Raw genomic sequence first — 18,788 nt, forward strand, 5'->3', positions numbered from 1 at the left:
CCCGCCCAGTGCCGTGAAGGCGGCGGCTTTCACGGCGGCGGCTAGACCCGCGAGCGCTCCAGTTCGGCGGCGTGGAGCAGGTCCAGTCCCGCCGCCCGGACCGAGCCGCTCGCACCCGGCAGGCCCGCCAGGCGGAGCACGGCGTCCGCGCCGTGGCGGGCGTGGGCTTCCACGTCCAGGTCCGGGTCGTCACGGCGGGCCGAGGCGACGCTTTCCACCAGGCCGAACGCGAGGCTGGTGCAGATGTCCAGCGACGCCGGTTCCGCGCCGGCCTCGGCGATCAGCGCGCGGTAGCAGTCCTTCAGCTCCGCGCGGGCGACCCGGAACCCGGTCAGGTTCAGCGCCTTGACCTCCGGCAGCAGGCACAGCACCCCGAGGTTGTGCCTGGCCAGGCCGAGCAGCCGGATGTCGGAGTAGCTCAGCGCCCACAACCGGATCTCGGCCGGGGCGAACTCACCCAGCAACTCCCTGGCCACCGCCAACGACGGGTCGACCGTCTCCGCGAGCAGCGCGGCGAGCAGGTCCTCCTTCGCCGGGAAGTGGTAGTAGATCGAGGCTTGCCGCAGTCCGGCGAGTTCGGCGATCGCGCGGGTGGTCGTGGCGGTGTAGCCGGTGGTGGTGAACAGCTCGGCGGCCGCGTCGAGCACGGCTTCGCGGGCGTCGTGCCGGCTCGCCGCCGCTCCGGTCGCCCGTGGCCTGCCCACCCTGCCCGTATTCCGCACACTGGAATGGTGCCAGGTGCGCACCGGGTGGGCTGGATCGACCCAGTTGAACAATGGTCTATACCTATCAACGGTCGGCCGCTAGCGTGGAATGGTCTGGACCACTATCCCGTCCTCGCGCAAAGGATCAGCCCATGCGGCACACCCCTCGCCGGTTGCTCAGCGCACTGCTCGCCTTCCTGCTGGCCCTCACCGTCTCGGCGGCACTCGGCAGACCCGCGGCCGCCGCCGGTCCGCTGACCGCGGCGTTCACCCTGACCGGCACCACCGGCCAGTACCAGGTCACCAACTCCGGGACCACCGCGGTCACCGGCTGGACGATCAACTTCCGGCTGCCCGCCGGGGTCACCGCGACCAGCGGCCAGCACGCCACCGTCACGCAGAACGGCACCGAGGTCACCCTCACCCCGGCCTACTACCTGAACACCCTCCAGCCCGGCCGGTCGACCTACCCGTACAACCCGACGTTCCAGCTCAGCGCGGCGGCCACCCCGACCGCCTGCCGGGTGGCGGGCGCCAACTGCGACGGCTCCCCCGACACCCCGCCATCGGCGCCGGGCAACGTCCAGGCGACGGTGAAGACCACCAAGTCCGTGACATTGACCTGGACCGCCTCGGCACCCGGCTCCCTGCCGGTGGCGAGCTACGAAGTGTTCAACAGCAGCGCGAAAGCCGCCACGGTCACCAGCCCCACGGCGACGATCTCCGGGCTGACCCCGAACACCGACTACTCGTTCACCGTGGTCGCGAAGGACACCGCCGGGCTCGCGTCCCCCGCTTCCGCCCCGCTCTCCGTGCGCACGAACAACCCGTCCGACGACACCCAGGCCCCGACCGCACCGGGCAACCTGCACGCGACCGGGACCGACGCGGGCAGCGTTTCCCTGGCGTGGACCGCGAGCACCGACAACACCGGTGTCGCCGCCTACGACGTCTACCGCGGCACCACCCTCGCCGCCACGGTCACCACCACGAGCGCGAAGATCAGCGGCCTCACACCGTCCACTTCGTACAGTTTCACGGTGCGCGCCCGCGACGGCTACGACAACACCTCGGCACCGAGCAACGCGATCACCGCGAAGACCGGCGACATCGTCGGCGGGTACGCCAAGATCGGCTACTTCGTGCAGTGGGGCATCTACGGCCGCCAGTTCTTCGTGCGCAACCTCGACACCAATGGCGCGGCCGCGAAGCTGACCCACCTCAACTACGCCTTCGGCAACATCGACCCGGTCAACCTGACCTGCCTGCACGGTGTCACCAAGGGCACCTCGCCGAACCCGCAGGACCCGAACCAGGGCGACGGCGCCGGTGACGCGGAAGCCGACTACAGCAGGCCGATGTCCGCGGCGCAGTCGGTCGACGGCGTGGCCGACACCGGCTGGGAGAAGCTGCGCGGCAACTACAACCAGCTCAAGAAGCTCAAGGCGAAGCACCCCAACCTGAAGGTGCTCATCTCGCTCGGCGGCTGGACCTATTCGAAGTACTTCTCCGACGTGGCCGCCACCGACGCCGCGCGCAAGAAGTTCGTCAGCTCGTGCCTGGACATCTACCTCAAGGGGAATCTGCCGGTGTACAACGGCGCGGGCGGGCCGGGCACGGCGGCGGGCATCTTCGACGGCATCGACCTCGACTGGGAGTGGCCCGGCGCGGAAGGGCATCCCGGCAACCACGTCAGCCCGGCGGACAAGGTCAACAACACCCTGCTGATCAACGAGTTCCGCAAGCAGCTCGACGAACTCGGCGCGCAGCAGGGCAAGCGGTACCAGCTGACCGCGTTCACCCCGGCCGACCCGGCGAAGATCGAAGCGGGCTGGGAACTCGGGCCGGTGGCGAACTCGCTGGACATCTTCAACGTGCAGGGTTACGACTTCCACGGTGCGGGCAGCGACAACTCGTGGGAGCCGAACCGGACCGGGCACCAGGGCAACCTGTACACCGATCCCGACGACCCGTACAACTTCCACTTCAGCGTGGAGAACGCGATCAAGCCGTACCTCGACGCCGGGGTCAACCCGCGCAAGCTGACCGTCGGGCTGGCGTTCTACGGCCGCGGCTGGCAGGGCGTGACCGACGGCGGCAAGGCCGGTGAATGGCAGCAGGCGAACGGGGCCGCACCGGGGCAGTTCGCCGAGGAAGCCGGGACGCGTGGTTATTCGAACCTGGTGGCCGGCGTGCCGAACTGCACCGTGCACCACGACGAAGCCGCCGTGGCGACCTCCTGCTTCACCGGCAACGGCGGCCAGTGGTGGACCTTCGACGACGCGTGGGCGATCGGGAAGAAGACCGCGTGGATCAAGAGCAAGGGCCTGCTGGGCGCGATGATCTGGGAAATGTCGGGCGACACCGGGACGCTGATGACCGCCACCGACAACGGTCTCAAGTGAACCAACGTGAAAGTGCTTCGTAGAAAGGGAGGTGAACACTAGACGTACTGCCGCCGCGTCCCTCGCGGGCGCGGCGGCCGCCACCCTGTTTGTCGCCCTGCCGTCCCCTCCGGCCAGTGCGCACGGCACGCTGTCGAACCCGCCGAGCCGGGTCTACACCTGCAAGGAGGAGGGTCCGGAGACGCCGAAATCGGGTGCCTGCAAGGCCGCCGTGGCCGCGGGCGGCACGCAGCCCTTCTACGACTGGAACGAGGTGTCGCTGCTCGACGCGGGCGGGCGGCACCGGGAGATCATTCCCGACGGCAAGCTGTGCAGCGCCGGGCGGGCGAAGTACCGTGGTCTGGACCTCCCGCGCACGGACTGGCCGGCCACCAAGGTCGCGCCGGGACCGCTGACGGTGACCTATCACGCGACCGCACCGCACGCGAACAGCAACTTCGAGTTCTACGTCACCCGCGAGGGCTGGAGCCCGGGCAAACCGCTGGCCTGGGCCGATCTGGTGCCGCTGGAGTCCTTCCCGAACCAGAACCCGAGCACCTTCACCGACTGGACGGTGACCCTGCCGCAGCGCAGCGGGCGCCACCTCCTCTACTCGATCTGGCAGCGGGTGCAGGGCAGCGCGGAGGCGTTCTACACCTGTTCCGATGTGGACTTCGGCGGTGGCACGAGCACCCCGGCGCCCCAAGACCCCGAACCCGAACCACAGCCGGAACCGCCGAATCCGGAACCGGAACCGCCGCAGCAGCCGGAACCGCCACAGCCGCAGCCACCGCAGTCAGAACCACCGCAGCCGGGCGGTACCTGGGCTGCGGGCACCACCTACCGGGTCGGTGACGAGGTCACCTTCGACGGCACGACCTACCGGTGCCGCCAGGCGCACACCACCATCGCGGGCTGGGAACCTCCGGTCGTGCCCGCGCTGTGGCTGCCGGTCTGATGCGGTACGCCTTCGCGGTGCTCGCACTCGTCCTGCTGGGCGCGTGCAGTCCTTCCGGCGCAACGGAATCCGCGTCGGGTGAACCCACTCCGCACAACGCCGCCGACGTCGGATTCCTGCAGTCGATGGTGCCGCACCACGAGGAAGGGGTGCGGATCGCGGTGCTCGCGGAGCGGTCGGAACGAGAGGAGGTGCGACTGCTCGGCGGGGCGATCGAGGCGACGCAGGTGGCCGAGATCGAGACCATGTCGAAGCAGCTCGACGACTGGGAGCAACCGGCCACCCCACCGAGTGGGCACCACGAGCACGAGGAGCGGCCGAGCACGGCACCCGCCGAGCTGACGTCGCTGGAGCAGGCCACCGGCGCCGAATTCGACCGGCGGTTCCTGAACCTCATGCTCGCCCACCAGGACGACGCCATCCAGCTGGCACGTCAGGAGGTGCTCAACGGACAGGACCCGGCCACGAAGGAACTGGCCGGCCGGATCGACAGATCGCGCTCCGCGCAGATCGAGCAGATGCTGAGCATGCTCGGCTGAGCGCCCGCCCGCGTGGTGTCCGCCACTCGACCGGACCATAGCGCTGGTTACCGACGGGTAACCAGCGCTATGGTCGCGGGTATCCAAGTACCCGAACCGAGTGAGGAGCACCCGTGTCAGCACGAGCAGTGCGCAATGTGGCATTTGTCGAGGGGGTGCGCACGCCGTTCGGCAAAGCCGGAGACAAGGGCATCTACGCGGGTACCCGCGCCGACGACCTGGTGGTCAAGGTCATCCGGGAACTGCTGCGGCGGCATCCGGAACTGCCGCCGGAGCGCGTGGACGAGGTCGCCGTCGCGGCCACCACGCAGACCGGTGACCAGGGGCTGACCATCGGCCGGACCGCGGCCCTGCTGGCCGGACTGCCGAAGTCGGTGCCCGGCTTCGCCATCGACCGCATGTGCGCCGGGGCGATGACCGCGGTCACCACCACCGCCAGCGGCATCGGCTTCGGTGCCTACGACATCGCCATCGCCGGCGGCGTCGAGCACATGGGCCGCCACCCGATGGGCGAGGGCGTGGACCCGAACCCGCGCATCATCGCCGACAAGCTGGTCGACCCGACCGCGCTGGTGATGGGCCAGACCGCGGAGAACGTGCACGACCGCTTCCCCGAGATCACCAAGCAGCGCACCGACGCCTACGCCGCGCGCAGCCAGGAGCGTTACGCCGACGCGGTGAAGGCGGGCAAGATCGGCCCCGAACTGGTGCCGGTCGCCACCCGCCACGCCGAGCTGGGCTGGGGGCTGGCCACCGAGGACGAGCCGCCGCGCCCCGGCACCACGGTGGAGCAGCTCGCCGGGCTGAAGACCCCGTTCCGGCCGCACGGCCGGGTCACCGCGGGCAACGCGGCCGGGCTGAACGACGGCGCCACCGGCGCCATCCTGGCCGCCGAGGAGGTGGCCGAGGAGCTGGGCCTGCCGATCGGCATGCGGCTGGTCAGCTACGCGTTCGCCGGCGTCGAGCCGGAGGTGATGGGCATCGGCCCGGTGCCTGCCACCGAGAAGCTGCTCGCCCGCACCGGACTGTCCATTTCGGACATCGGCCTGTTCGAGATCAACGAGGCCTTCGCCGTGCAGGTGCTGGCCTTCCTCGACCACTTCGGCATCAGCGAGGACGACCCGAGGGTCAACCAGTGGGGCGGCGCGATCGCCTGCGGGCACCCGCTGGCCTCGTCCGGGGTCCGGCTGATGACGCAGTTGTCGCGGCAGTTCGCCGAGCGCCCGGACGTGCGGTACGGCCTGACCACCATGTGCATCGGCATCGGCATGGGCGGCACGGTCATCTGGGAGAACCCGGCTTGGGAGGGGAACAAGTGATTTCCGCAGCAGAGGCCGAGGCGGCCTTTCCCGACGAGGTGGTGACCCGCGCGGTCACCCGGCTGATCACCGTGCCGGGCCTGGACGGCCAGGTCGCGCTGATCACCATCGACAACGGCCACGACCACGCGCGGCCGTCGACCTTCGGCCCGCAGAGCCTGGTCAGCCTGAACTCGGCGATCGACGCGGCCTTCGCGGCCGAGCCGGTGGCGATCGCGGTGACCGGCAAGCCGTTCATCTTCGCCGTCGGCGCGGACCTTTCCGGCGTCGAGCAGATCGCCGGGCGCGACCTGGCGCTGCAGATCGCGCAGACCGGGCACGACGTGTTCCGGCGGCTCACCGAGTCGAAGATCCCGACCTTCGCCTTCGTCAACGGCGCGGTGATGGGCGGCGGGCTCGAGCTGGCGCTTTCGTGCCACTACCGGACGCTGTCGGAGAACACCGCGGCGATCGCCTTTCCCGAGGTCTTCCTCGGCCTGTTCCCCGGCTGGGGCGGCACGCAGCTGCTGCCGAACCTGATCGGGCCGGACGCGGCGGTCACCGTGACCATCGAGAACGCGCTGAGCCAGAACAAGATGCTCAAGCCGGCGCAGGCCGCGCAGCTGGGCATCGTGGACGAGGTGTTCGGCTCGGCGGACTACCTGGAGCAGTCGCTGCTGTGGCTGGCGAAGGTGGTGCGCGGTGAGGTGACCCCGGCACGCCGCGAGATCGACCGCGGCGAGGAGTGGGACAGGGCCGTCGCCCGCGCCAAGTCCATTGTGGACGGCAAGACCAAGGGCGCGTCGCCGGGTGCGAACAAGGCCGTGGAGCTGCTGGAACTGGCGCGGGCCAACGACCTCGACCGCGGGTACGCCGCGGAGACCGAGGCACTCGCCGACGTGCTGATGACCGACACGCTGCGGGCCGGGCTGTACTCGTTCAACCTGGTCAACAAGCGGGCCAAGCGCCCGGCCGGGGCACCGGACAAGTCGCTGGCGCGGCCGGTGAACAAGGTCGGCATCGTCGGCGCGGGCCTGATGGCCAGCCAGCTGGCGCTGCTTTTTGTGCGGCGGCTGAAGGTGCCGGTGGTGCTCACCGACATCGACCAGGAGCGCGTGGACAAGGGCGTCGGCTACGTGCACGGCGAGATCGACAAGCTGCTGGCGAAGAAGCGCGTCTCCCCCGACGCGGCGAACCGGCTCAAGGCGCTGGTCTCCGGCTCGCTGGACAAGGCCGCCTTCGCCGACGCGGACTTCGTCATCGAGGCGGTGTTCGAGGAGCTGGGCGTCAAGCAGCAGGTGTTCGCCGAAGTCGAGGCACACGTGAAGCCCGAGGCGATCCTGGCGACGAACACCTCGTCGCTGTCGATCACCGAGATGGCGGCGAAGCTGGAGCACCCGGAACGCGTGGTGGGCTTCCACTTCTTCAACCCGGTCGCGGTGCTGCCGCTGCTGGAGATCGTGCGCGGGGAGAAGACCGACGACGCCTCGCTGGCCACCGCGTTCGCGGTCGGCAAGCAGCTGAAGAAGTCGAGCGTGCTGGTCTCGGACGCACCCGCGTTCGTGGTGAACCGGCTGCTCACCCGCTTCCTCGGCGAGGTGCTGGCCGCGGTGGACGAGGGCACGCCGTTCGAGGTGGCCGACCGCGCGCTGGACCCGCTCGGCCTGCCGATGTCGCCGCTGACCCTGCTGCAACTGGTGGGGCCGCCGGTGGCGCTGCACGTGGCCGAGACGATGCACCGGGCGTTCCCGGACCGGTTCGGCGTGAGCCAGAACCTGAAGAAGTTCGTCGAGGCGGGCAAGTCCGCGGTGTGGCAGTGGGACGACAAGGGCAACGCCACCGTCGACCCCGAGGTCGCCGCGCTCTGGGAGCAGGGCGATCGTCCGTCCACTGAGGAGCAGCTGCGGGAGCGGGCGCTGTCGGTGCTGGCCGAGGAGGTGCGGATCATGCTCGACGAGGGCGTGGTCGCCGAGGCGCAGGACATCGACCTGTGCCTGATCCTCGGTGCGGGCTGGCCGTTCTGGCTCGGCGGCATCACGCCCTACCTGGACCGGAGCGGGGTCTCGGAGAAGGTCAACGGGAAGCCGTTCCTGGCGCCCGGGATCGCCTCGGTGCCTTCGGCCTGACCGGTGCACAGCCTACTACGCGATGTCATACGACAATGCGTAGTAGGCTGTGCCCGGCGGGAGCGAAGGAGGATCGATGAACGTGCTGTACAGCACCCTGGTGGTGCTGCACCTGGTGGGCATGGCGGGCATTCTCGGCGGCGTGGCCGGTGAGCTGATCGCCAGGCGGACCGGGGTGCCGACCCTGGTGTTGCACAGTTCGGGCCTGCAGGTGCTGACCGGCGCGGCGCTGGTCGGCATCGCGTCGAGCGGCCTGGTCGCGGTGGAACCGAACAACGTCAAGGTCGCGGTGAAGCTGGTCATCGCGCTCGCGGTGCTGGTGGTGGCCTTCGAGGCGCACAAACCGGAGAAGCTCCCGCGTGCCGGGCTGCCGGTGGTCGGCGGCCTGGCCCTGCTGAACGTGGGCATCGCGGTCTACTGGTGACGCGCGATGCGTGAAGGTGGCTTTCCCGGCGGAGTTTCCGAGCGCCGGGAAAGCCACCTTCACGGCAGGGGTCAGTCGCCCAGGGGGTTCAGTTTGGCGGGGTCGCCGTCGAAGGCGAACAGGAGCAGGTCCGCCATGCCGAAGCGGCCCTCCGGCGTGCCGAAGCGGGGGCGCCACTCCGGCTCGCGCAGGATCGAGAAGCGCGCGGCGTCCATGCACCGGCTGAACACCTCCGCCACGATCGTGGCCCCGACGGCACCGAGCTTGCCGCCGTTCACCTCGGCCTCGCGCAGGATGTAGAACCACAGCGGCGTCCTGAGCGCCAGCGCCTCCCGGTGCTCCTCGCTCAGCGCGCCAAGGTTCGCCCCCTGACCGTCACCGGCCAGCAGTTCGTCCCTGGTCAGCTCCTTGACCCCGAAGAACTCGGCCAGTTGCTGCCCCGAGGCCAGCTTGACCATGTTCGCCCGGATCAGGTTCCGGTAGGCCAGGTTCCGCTGGATGTCGTCCGGCGCGAGGTTCTGCCCGCGACCGGCGAAGGTGCCCGCGGGCAGCGTGGCGAGCGGATTGGTGAGCAGCGTGTCGATCCGCCGCGCGACGTTGCCCTCGCCTTCGGGCACGCCGAGGTCCGGCCGCCCGGCGCCGGGGAGGTCGTGCAGCCGCCGCCAGTCGACGATCCAGTTGGTCGGCAGGCGCAGGAAGGTGCCCGCGTTCGGATCGTCGAGATCGGCCGGATTCCCGGTGGGCGACAGCGTGCCCGAGGTGCCGCTGAAGATGAACAGCTGCAGCATGGTGGCGATCCCGGCGGGCGCGCCCGCGCGGAAGAACCGGTTCCACTGGTAGGTCGCGCGCGCCATGCTGTGCCCGAGCCGGAAGGCCGCCACGGAGAACTCGATCGGCATGGTCGCCGCGTCGTGCGCGTCCGGCGCGGGCTCGAAGAACCGCCGCCCGTTGGTGAACACCTCGGTGACCACGGCCGGATCGGCGATGCGCGGCAGGTAGTCGGTGCGCAGCAGCCACTGGTAGTGCCGCACCACCTCGGCCCTGGCCCGCTCGAACAGCTGCGCCGGCGGCACGCCCTCGGCGGCGAGCACGTCCACCACCTTGTTGTGGAAGTGGATGAACGCCAGGTGCGTCTGCGCCACGGCCAGGTTCTCGTCGTTGCGCGCGTCCGGGATGACCGCCGCGCGTTCCTCCGCTTTGGTCTCGCCGGTGCCCTTGCGCGGCAGGTCGAACCCGGTGCGGTTGTTGTTCGCGCCGTCCAGCGGCACCGCCGCGGTGGTGCCGACCTTCAGGTGCGTGGCGTCGGCGTAGAGGTGCCTGTCCCGCTCGGGTCCGCGGCCGTAGAGCGCGTCCAGGTCGAGGGCGGGCGAGCGCCCGGCGATCAGGTCCTCCAGCGAGACGTCCTCGCCGAAGTCCACCGCGGTGCGGTCGAGGGTGAGGTCGTGGTCGACGAACTGGCCGAGATAGGTGAATCCGGCGGGCACCGGGTCCAGCCCGGCCGGGCCCGCGGTGTCCTGCTCCACCGTCATCGCCGCGGCCAGCTCCTGGCCGAGCGCCGGATCCACCGGCTCCCCCACCGGGCCCAGCCGGGAGAACCGGAACCGCCGCAGTTCCGAGCGAGCGGACGGGCGGGCGCTCGTCGGATTGCGTTCGGCGTCGAAGGAAAGATCACCTTCGCCGACCACGTAATAACTTTCCCGGGAATGCCTGTGCATTATCAGAATCCCCCCTCGGATTCACGGATTCGGCATCTCCCCAATGCCGATGAATCCGAGCGTACCACCGCTGGATGAGTGGGTCAGCCCGCTGAGTGGAAGGCCGCGGGCACTCCGAGAAAGCGGCCGAGGTCCTCGACTTCGGTGAGCAAGGCGGCATCCAGGCCGCCGGGCAGCCCGCCGAACGGTTCGACCCGAACCTGGAGTTCGCCCTTTTTCCTGTCCTGGCGCCAGGTTCCGACGACCCGGCCGTTCACCAGCACAGCGGGCATGATGAACCCGCCACCCGCCTGGATTCGCCGGTCGTATTCGGCGGGAACGGCGAGTTCTCGGCTGCGGTAACCGAGCAGATAAGTGTCGAAATGACCGAGCAGCCGCACCGAGAATTCATCCACGATGGGCGGTTCGAAATGATCAGCGGCGGCAAAACCGGCGCGAGCCTGTCGCAACGTCAGGCCGGACCACGCCGCGAAATCCTCGGCGGTGGCCGGGGCGTAGGCGGCCAGATAACGCGACGCCAGCCGCGCCGATGCCTCTTCTTCCTGGAGTGTCTCGAATGGACCGACCCAATCGGAGAACAGCGCGTAGGTCGGCTCGTCGCCACGATCCGCGCCACGGCAGAGCACCCCGGTCAGCGCGGCGAAGGCAAGCAGATGGGCCGGTGCCTGCGACTTCGGGTCCAGCACCACCCCGTGGTCGGCCAGTCCGGCGACGATCTCACCACGCGGCAACGATCGACCGGCCAAAATGGACTCAAGCGCGGTCACCCCGCGCGCGGTGACCTCGTCGTCCAGTCCCAGCTGGAGCCGTCGCGACCGGCCCGCCGCGGCGAACCGAGGTCCGAGCAGCCCGACGATCCACGCGACGTCCTCGGCGGCCAGCATGTGCAGCGTGCCGCGCATCGCCCAGGTGCGCACGACCGCGCCCGAGGCACACGCGGCGTCCACATCGGACGCGGTCAGCCCGGCCGAGCGCGCCCGCACACCCAGCCGGTTCGCACGAATGTCCTGTGCCTGCAAGGCAACCACCTGGCGCACGACCTCGGCCACACCACCGGCCCGTGGCCCGGCGAGCAGCTGCGCGTGCGCCCGCGCGAGCGGGACGGCGTCCACAGTGGTCATGTCGGCACCCCGGTCCTGGTCAGTGCGGGCAGGTGCACGGTCACCGAAAGACCGCCGCCCACCACGGGTTCCGCCGACACCACACCGCCGTGTGCCTGCACCGCGGCCCGCACGATCGAAAGCCCCAGCCCGGCACCGGTCCGCGCGGTGCGAGCCACGCCCTCGCGCCGGAACGGCTCGAACAGCTCGGCCACCGTCGCCGGATCGACCAGCCCGCCGGAGGACCGCACGCGCAACGTGGTCCACCGCGAACCCGGCTGGGTCATCGCCTCGATCCAGCCGCCGTCGACGTTGTGCCGCACCGCGTTCTCCAGCAGGTTCCCGGCGATCCGCTCCAGCAGCGCGGGATCGCCGACCGAGTACGACGGCACCAGCTGGAAGTCGGTGCGCAGCTTGCGCCGCTCGGCCTCGCGGTACACCGCGTCCCACGCGCTGCCGACCACCGCGGCCAGGTCCACCGGCTCGGTCGGGCCGACCCCGGCACCGTCCGTGCGGGCGAGCAGCAGCAGCGAGCTGACCAGTTGCTCGGCGCGTTCGGTGGCGTCGCGGACCACCCCGGCCATCCGGCGCAACTCCGCCTCGTCGGCCTGGTCGTCGGCGAGCGTGACGTCCAGTTCGGTGCGGATCACCGCCAGCGGGGTGCGCAGCTCGTGGCTGGCATTGGCGACGAACCGGCGCTGCGTGTCGAACGCGGCCTGCAGCCGGTCGAGCATCGCGTCCAGGGTCGCGCCGAGCTCACCGAGTTCGTCGCGCGCACCGCGGACGCCGATCCGCTCCCCCATCGACTCGACCGACAGCCGCCGCGCGGTGCTGGTCATCTCGCGCAGCGGGCGCAGCACCCGCGAGGTCAGCGTCCACGACAGCACCGCCGTCGCCGCGACCACGCAGCAGAACGCCACCGCACCGGCGATGAGCACCTTGTCCCGCGCGTGCTCGCGCAGGTGCGCGGCCAGCACGGTGGAGTCCACGTTCACGCCGTCCACCCGGACCTTGGTGCCCGGCGGCAGTTGTGGCACCGCGGCCACCGAATCGCCGACCAGCGACCAGGCCAGGTAGAGCAGCACCAGACTGACCGCCGCCGACAGCGCGGTCGCCAGCAGCGTGATCCGGGCGCGCAGGGTCCGCGCCGGGATCAGCTGGAAGTGCCGGTTCACCCGTGACCGGCACCGGGTACCCGGTAGCCAGATCCCACCACGGTCTCGATGATCCCAGGTTCACCCAGCTTCTTGCGCAGGGTCATCACGGTCACCCGGACGGTGGTGGTGAACGGGTCGGCGTTCTCGTCCCAGACCCGTTCCAGCAGTTCCTCGCTGCTGACCACCGAACCACCGGCGGAGAGCAGCACCTCCAGCACGCCGAACTCCTTGCGGGTCAGCTCCACCGGCCCGCCCGCGCGGCTGACCGTGCGCTTGGCCGGGTCGAGCCGGACGTCTCCGGCGGTCAGCAGCGGCGGCGCGGCCGGGGTGGCGCGCCTGCCCAGCGCCCGCACCCTGGCGACCAGTTCGGGGAAGGCGAACGGCTTGGCGAGGTAGTCGTCGGCACCGAGGGACAGCCCGGCCACCCTGTCCTCGACCGTGCCGCTGGCGGTCAGCATCAGCACCCTGGTCAGCTCGCCGGACTCGACGATCTCCTTGCACAGCTCGTCGCCGGACATGCCGGGCAGGTCGCGGTCGAGCAGGACCACGTCGTACCGGGTGATGGTGGACTTCTCATGGCCCTCGTCGCCGGTGAAGGCGACGTCCACCGCCATGCCCTCGCGCCGCAGGCCCCTGGCGATGGCCTCGGCGAGGGGTTCTTCGTCTTCGACTACCAGAATCCGCACGGATACACAATCCCACACGATCCTGAGAGTGACCTGATCGGACAGAGCGTGCTCACGAGTCCGCCCACCGCAGCGCGAACCACAGCTCCATCCGGGTTTCCGCGTCCGCGAGATCCACCCCCAGCACGCGTTCCACCCTGGCGATCCGGTGCCGGACGCTGTTGCGGTGCACCCCCAGCGCCGACGCCGTCCGGTCCCAGCCGCCGTGGTGGGCCAGCCAGGTGCGCAACGTGTCGAGCAGGCCCTCGTCGCCCAGCGCGCGCAACGGGGCCAGGGTGCGCTCGGCGTAGTCGGCGGCGTGGCCCGGCGGTACCAGCGCGGCCAGCCCGCTGCCGTCGGCCAGCACCGGGCGCCCGAGCACCAGCGCGCGTTGTTCCAGCGCCGCCAGTTCGGCCGTGGTGTCGGGCAGCCGGTCGACCGGATGCGGTGCGCTCACCACCACCAGCCAGCCCGCCGCGAGCAGTTCCTCGAGGGCGCGCGCGTCCGGCGGAGTGCGGACCACGGCGGTGAAGCGCGGTCCCGGTTTCAGCTCCACCAGCGGGGTGTCGAGCCGGGTGCGCAGCCAGTCGTACCCGGCGGCCACGTCACCGGGCCCGGCGCCGTGGGCCATTCCGGCGACCACGCGGTAGTCGCCTTCGCCGAGCAGTTCGGCCAGTGGCGCGGCGGGCGGGTGTTCCGCCAGCACCAGCGCGGTGACCGCGCCGCCGAGCCCCGCGGTGTCCGAACCGGCGCGGCTGGCCAGCCCGAACAACGCCGCGCCGACCGCCACGATGGCCCGGTCGGTGCCCTCGAACCGCTCCCGCCTGCCGACCACCACCAGGTGCGAGGCGGTGGCCTGCGGATAGACCGGCTGGGCGACGACGAACGTGCCGTCGGGCAGTTCCGTGGTGGCGCTGCGGATCCCGGACCCGCCGCGCAGCCGGGCGAACAGGCCGGCCAGCTCGGGCGGGAACGGCGAAGGCACCTCGTGCTCGGCGGCCAGCGCGTCCCGCTTGCCGACCAGCGCGACCCAGCCGGACACGTGCTTGGCCAGCTCGCGCGCCAGTTCCGCGAGACCACCGGCGGCGGCCCTGGTCAGCGCTTCACGCGCCTGGGTGATCCGGCGCTGCTCACGCTGGGTGGCTTCGGCCAGCGCCACCGCGACCACCCGGTTCACCGCGATGAACGGCGTGCGCACCCCGATCACCAGCAGCGGCAGACCCGCGCGGGCGCAGGCGCGGCGCAGCGTTTCCGGTAGTTCCTCGTGCATCGGCGGGGTGATGCCGAAGCCGAGCGCGGTGATGCCCGCGGCGCGCAGCCCGCGCACGTACCGGTCCACCTCGGCCTGCTCGGACGGCAGGTTCACCCCGGCGGTGAGCAGCAGTTCCTCCCCCAGCAGGTAGGGCGACGGGTCGCGCAGCTCGCACACGTGGGCCCACCGGACCGGCAGGTCGAGCGCGCCCGGCCGCAGCGTCTCCCGCACCACCTCCACCGCCAGCTCCGAGTTGCCGACAACGGCCCGTAACGGAATGTTCACCGGCGTGCCGAAGGTTTCCGAATTCCTGGACATAATGGCCAAAGATTACGGCAAACTGAGACAGATCATCCCGTTCAAGCGATCGGAATCCAGACCTACGGTGGCCCGAACACGCCCCCGTCCTAGGAGGAACCCGTGGTCGCGGACTATGTGGTGATCGCCCTCTACATCGCCGGCATGCTCGGCATCGGCTGGTACGGGCTGCGCCTGGCCAGGACCAAGAGCGACTACCTGGTGGCCGGCCGCAGGCTCGGCTGGTTCATGTACTCGGGCACGATGTCGGCGGTGGTGCTGGGCGGCGCGTCCACCGTCGGCGGCGTCAAGCTCGGTTACACCTGGGGCATCTCCGGTGCCTGGCTGGTGGTCTCGATCGGGCTCGGCATCCTGGTGCTGCACGCGCTGTTCGCGCGGCGGCTGGTGAAGCTGAAGGTCTACACCGTCAGCGAGATGCTCGACCTGCGCTACGGCGGGAAGTCCGCCTCGACCATCTCGGGCATCGTGATGTGGGCGTACACGCTGATGCTCACGGTCACCTCGACGCTGGCCTTCGCCACGGTGTTCAAGGTGCTGCTGGACATCCCGGAGTGGACCGGCATCGCCATCGGCGGCGGGATCGTGGTGCTCTACTCGGTGCTCGGCGGCATGTGGTCGATCACGCTGACCGACATCGCGCAGTTCGTCATCAAGACCATCGGCATCCTGCTGGTCCTGCTGCCGGTCTCGGTCAGCGCTGCGGGCGGCTTCGGCGGCATGGCCGAGCGGCTCGACGCCAGCTTCTTCGACTTCACCAGCATCGGCACCGGTTCGATCATCACCTACGTGCTGACCTACGGCTTCGGCCTGCTGATCGGCCAGGACATCTGGCAGCGCGTGTTCACCGCGCGCACCCCGCGCGTGGCGACCAGCGGCGGCATCGGCTCCGGCGTGTACTGCCTGGTCTACGGGCTCGCGGGCGCGTTGATCGGGGCGGCGGCGAAGGTGCTCTACCCGGCGCTCGCCAGTGCGCAGGACGCCTTCGCCACGATCGTGGAGGATCTGCTGCCCGCCGGCGTCCGCGGGCTGGTGCTGGCCGCGGCGCTGTCGGCGATGATGTCCACCGCCAGCGGCGCGCTGATCGCCTGCTCCACGGTGAGCACCACCGACCTGATGGCGAAGCTGCGCGGGACGGCGGCCCCCTCGGGAGAGGACGCCGAGGTGAGCAAGAACCGGCTCACCACGCTGGTGCTCGGCCTGGTCGCGATCGGCATCGCGATGGTGGTCACCGACGTGGTGGCCGCGCTGACCATCGCCTACAACATCCTGGTCGGCGGCCTGCTGGTGGCCATTCTCGGCGGGTTGGCCTGGAAGCGCGGCACCCGGCAGGGCGCGGTCGCCTCGATGGCCGTCGGCGCGCTGGCCGCGATCGTGCTGATGGTCGTCGACGGCATGGAAGCGAACTCGCCGATCTACTGGGGCCTCGGCAGCAGCCTGCTGGTCTACGTCGTGGTCAGCCTGGTCACCCCGCCCACGCCCGCCGCCGTGCTCGGCCATTGGAGCGACCGGCTTTCCGGCCGCGCGACCGTTGAAACAGAGAAGGAGCTCACGCAGTGACGCAGCAGTCCCCGATCGGTCCCGTCGACTCGTCCCAGGTGCCGCGGTTCGCCGGGTTCGCCACCTTCGCCCGGCTGCCGAGGGCGGACCAGGTCGACCGCGCCGACGTGGCCGTGGTCGGGGTGCCGTTCGACGCCGGGGTGTCCTACCGGCCGGGCGCCCGGTTCGGCCCGGCCGCGTTGCGCGAGGCCAGCCGCCTGCTGCGGCCGTACCACCCGGAACTGGACGTGTCCCCGTTCGCCACCGCGCAGGTGGTCGACGCGGGTGACATCGCGATCAACCCGTTCAACATCGGCGAGGCGATCGAAACCCTGCAGCACGGGGCCGAGGCGCTCACCGCGGACGGCACGAAGCTGGTCACCGTCGGCGGTGACCACACCATCGCGCTGCCGCTGCTGCGCGCGGCGGCGAAGAAGCACGGACCGGTGGCGCTGCTGCACTTCGACGCGCACCTGGACACCTGGGACACCTACTTCGGCGAGCCGTACACGCACGGCACCCCGTTCCGGCGGGCGTCCGAGGAGGGCATTCTCGACACCAGCGCACTGTCCCATGTGGGCACCCGGGGTCCGTTGTACGGCAAGCGGGATCTGGAGGAGGACCGCCGTCTCGGCTTCGGCATCGTCACCTCCGGCGACGTGATGCGCCGCGGGGTGGCGGAAACCGTGGACGCGCTGCGGCAGCGGATCGGCGATCGGCCGCTGTACGTGTCCATCGACATCGACGTGCTCGACCCGGCGCACGCCCCCGGCACCGGCACGCCCGAGGCGGGCGGCATGACCAGCCGGGAACTGCTGGAGATCGTGCGCGGCCTGCGCGGGCTGAACCTGGTCGGCGGGGACGTGGTGGAGCTGGCGCCCGCCTACGACCACGCGGAGATCACCGCCATCGCCGCCTCGCACGTGGCCTACGACCTGGTCAGCCTGCTCGCGCTCGGGAAGTCCGCATGAGGATCGGCGGCGATCTGGTCGTCGAGACGCTGCGGGCGCTCGGCGCGGACACCGTGTTCGGGCTGCCCGGCCAGCACGCGCTCGGCCTGTTCGAAGCACTGCGGCGGACGCCGGAACTGCGGCTGGTCGGCGCGCGCGTGGAGAACAACCTCGCCTTCGCCGCCGACGGCCACGCCCGCGCGCGGCTCGACGCGGACCCCGGCGGACCGGTGCCGGTGACCCCGATGATCGTCTCCACCGGGCCGGGCGCGTTGCTGACCTTGGCTTCGCTCCAGGAATCCCGGGCGTCCTCGGTGCCCGTGCTGGGCATCTCCAGCCAGGTGCCGTCGGCCGGGCTCGGCGGCGGGCGGCACGGTTACCTGCACGAACTCCCCGACCAGGCGGCGAGCTTCCGCGACGTGGTCAAGTCGGTGCACGTGGTGCGCACGGCCAGCCAGATCCCGACCGCCCTGCGTGAGGCGTGGGAGTCGGCGGCCACCGTGCCGTACGGCCCGGTGTGGGTGGAGATCCCGCAGGACGTGCTGCTGGCCCCGGCCGCGCTGCCGCCGATCACCTCGGTGACCGCCAGGCCGAAGCCGCTCGCCCCGCTGCCGGAACTGATCACCGAGGCGGCGCGGCTGCTGGGTGCGGCGAAGAACCCGGTCATCCTCGCGGGTGGTGGCGTGGTCCGTTCGGGTGCTCGGGCGGAACTGCGCGCGCTGGCCGAACTCGTGCGCGCGCCGGTGCTGTCCTCCTTCGGCGGCAAGGGATCCATCGCCTGGGACCATCCGCTGTCCGGGCAGTCCTGGCTGGAGGACTGGCATTCCACCGAGTTGCTGGCCGACGCCGACGTGCTGCTGGTGCTCGGTTCCGGTCTCGGCGAGCTGACCAGCAACTACCACCGGTTCACCCCGCGCGGCCGGATGATCCAGATCGAGGCCGACGCCGGGAAGCTGGAGTCCAACCACCCCGCACTGGGCATCCACGCCGACGTCCGGCTCGCGCTCACCGCGCTGCTGGAGGCGGCACCGGCCAGGGAAGCCGACGGGCGCGCCGAAGCCGTGGTCACCGACCTGCTGGGCAGGATCCGCGACCGGATCGGCAAGCAGTCGCTCGAACTGGAGCAGCGGGTGCTCGCCGAGGTTCGCGCCGCCCTTCCCGAAGGCACGCCGAGCTTCTGGGACATGACCATGCTCGGTTACTGGGCCTGGTCGGCCTGGAACGCCGACGGCGCCCCGATCCACACCGCGCAGGGCTCGGGCGGGCTGGGTTACGGCCTGCCGGGTGCGCTCGGTGCGGCAGCCGCCCGTCGTGGCCCGGCGCTGGCCGTGTCCGGTGACGGCGGGGCGATGTACGGCATCGCGGAACTGGCCACGGCCGCCCAGCACGGGCTGGACGTCACCTGGCTCATCGTCGACGATGGTGGTTACGGGATCCTCCGCGAGTACATGACCGGCGCCTTCGGGCAGGCGCACGCCACCGAGCTTTCGCGGCCCGACTTCGTCGCGCTGGCCAAGGCGTTCGGCGTCCCGGCCACGATGTCCACAGTGGACACACTGCGGGCGGACCTGGCCGGTGCGCTGGCCACGCCGGGGCCGGGCGTGGTGGTGCTGCCCGCGTTGCTGCGCCTGTTCGAACCCACCCACCTCGACCAGTGAGGGA

15 protein-coding genes are annotated in these 18,788 nt (G+C 70.9%); 9 read left to right on the plus strand and 6 right to left on the minus strand.

The window, feature by feature from the left end:
* Window positions 1–41: 41 nt before the first annotated feature.
* Window positions 42–722, minus strand: a complete 681-nt coding sequence (locus YIM_RS30810; protein ID WP_194239799.1) for a TetR/AcrR family transcriptional regulator — start codon at window positions 720–722, stop codon at window positions 42–44.
* 134 nt (window positions 723–856) lie between these two features.
* Here YIM_RS30810 and YIM_RS30815 point away from each other — a divergent pair, with 134 nt between their 5' ends.
* The 6 genes from YIM_RS30815 to YIM_RS30840 all read left to right on the plus strand — a co-directional run bounded on the left by YIM_RS30815 (window position 857) and on the right by YIM_RS30840 (window position 8,433).
* A complete protein-coding gene (locus tag YIM_RS30815; RefSeq protein ID WP_153033669.1) occupies window positions 857–3,109 on the plus strand; it encodes a glycosyl hydrolase family 18 protein in 2,253 nt (750 codons plus the stop codon).
* Window positions 3,110–3,140: 31 nt separating this feature from the next.
* Window positions 3,141–4,046: a lytic polysaccharide monooxygenase gene (locus YIM_RS30820; protein ID WP_153033670.1), complete on the plus strand. Its 906-nt coding sequence runs from the start codon at window positions 3,141–3,143 to the stop codon at window positions 4,044–4,046.
* Complete coding sequence (locus YIM_RS30825) at window positions 4,046–4,585, plus strand: DUF305 domain-containing protein (protein WP_153033671.1); 540 nt, start codon at window positions 4,046–4,048, stop codon at window positions 4,583–4,585. The genes YIM_RS30820 and YIM_RS30825 overlap by 1 nt, the downstream gene beginning before the upstream one ends.
* A 128-nt stretch (window positions 4,586–4,713) precedes the next feature.
* On the plus strand, window positions 4,714–5,904 hold the full coding sequence (locus YIM_RS30830; protein WP_153037351.1) for a thiolase family protein: 1,191 nt from the start codon (window positions 4,714–4,716) through the stop codon (window positions 5,902–5,904).
* Window positions 5,901–8,009, plus strand: coding sequence for a 3-hydroxyacyl-CoA dehydrogenase NAD-binding domain-containing protein (locus YIM_RS30835; RefSeq protein WP_153033672.1), 2,109 nt, complete (start codon window positions 5,901–5,903; stop codon window positions 8,007–8,009). Before YIM_RS30830 ends, YIM_RS30835 begins: the two co-directional genes overlap by 4 nt.
* A gap of 76 nt (window positions 8,010–8,085) precedes the next feature.
* Window positions 8,086–8,433: a hypothetical protein gene (locus YIM_RS30840; RefSeq protein WP_153033673.1), complete on the plus strand. Its 348-nt coding sequence runs from the start codon at window positions 8,086–8,088 to the stop codon at window positions 8,431–8,433.
* 71 nt (window positions 8,434–8,504) lie between these two features.
* Here YIM_RS30840 and YIM_RS30845 read toward each other — a convergent pair whose 3' ends face one another.
* The 5 genes from YIM_RS30845 to YIM_RS30870 all read right to left on the minus strand — a co-directional run bounded on the left by YIM_RS30845 (window position 8,505) and on the right by YIM_RS30870 (window position 14,640).
* Window positions 8,505–10,148, minus strand: coding sequence for a heme peroxidase family protein (locus YIM_RS30845; RefSeq protein WP_153033674.1), 1,644 nt, complete (start codon window positions 10,146–10,148; stop codon window positions 8,505–8,507).
* An 83-nt stretch (window positions 10,149–10,231) separates the two neighbouring features.
* Window positions 10,232–11,269 carry a winged helix DNA-binding domain-containing protein gene (locus YIM_RS30850; protein WP_153033675.1) on the minus strand — a complete coding sequence of 346 codons (1,038 nt, stop codon included), beginning with the start codon at window positions 11,267–11,269 and terminating at the stop codon, window positions 10,232–10,234.
* Window positions 11,266–12,423, minus strand: coding sequence for a cell wall metabolism sensor histidine kinase WalK (locus YIM_RS30855; RefSeq protein ID WP_228004111.1), 1,158 nt, complete (start codon window positions 12,421–12,423; stop codon window positions 11,266–11,268). Before YIM_RS30855 ends, YIM_RS30850 begins: the two co-directional genes overlap by 4 nt.
* Entirely contained in the window at window positions 12,420–13,091 is a 672-nt protein-coding gene (locus YIM_RS30860) for a response regulator transcription factor (RefSeq protein WP_162788461.1), read from the minus strand. The genes YIM_RS30855 and YIM_RS30860 overlap by 4 nt, the downstream gene beginning before the upstream one ends.
* Before the next feature lie 52 nt (window positions 13,092–13,143).
* Window positions 13,144–14,640, minus strand: a complete 1,497-nt coding sequence (locus tag YIM_RS30870) for a PucR family transcriptional regulator (protein ID WP_194239800.1) — start codon at window positions 14,638–14,640, stop codon at window positions 13,144–13,146.
* A 102-nt stretch (window positions 14,641–14,742) separates the two neighbouring features.
* On the opposite strand from YIM_RS30870, the gene YIM_RS30875 reads away from it, so the two are divergent.
* From YIM_RS30875 to YIM_RS30885, 3 genes are read left to right on the plus strand one after another with little or no spacing between them, the layout of a single operon-like run.
* Window positions 14,743–16,197 (plus strand): sodium:solute symporter, encoded by a 1,455-nt coding sequence (locus YIM_RS30875; RefSeq protein WP_153033677.1) that lies wholly within the window; start codon window positions 14,743–14,745, stop codon window positions 16,195–16,197.
* Window positions 16,194–17,147, plus strand: a complete 954-nt coding sequence (gene speB / locus YIM_RS30880; RefSeq protein ID WP_194239801.1) for an agmatinase — start codon at window positions 16,194–16,196, stop codon at window positions 17,145–17,147. Before YIM_RS30875 ends, speB begins: the two co-directional genes overlap by 4 nt.
* Window positions 17,144–18,784, plus strand: a complete 1,641-nt coding sequence (locus YIM_RS30885; RefSeq protein WP_153033678.1) for a thiamine pyrophosphate-binding protein — start codon at window positions 17,144–17,146, stop codon at window positions 18,782–18,784. The genes speB and YIM_RS30885 overlap by 4 nt, the downstream gene beginning before the upstream one ends.
* Window positions 18,785–18,788 lie beyond the last annotated feature (4 nt).

This window comes from Amycolatopsis sp. YIM 10, from assembly GCF_009429145.1.
Lineage (GTDB): Bacteria > Actinomycetota > Actinomycetes > Mycobacteriales > Pseudonocardiaceae > Amycolatopsis.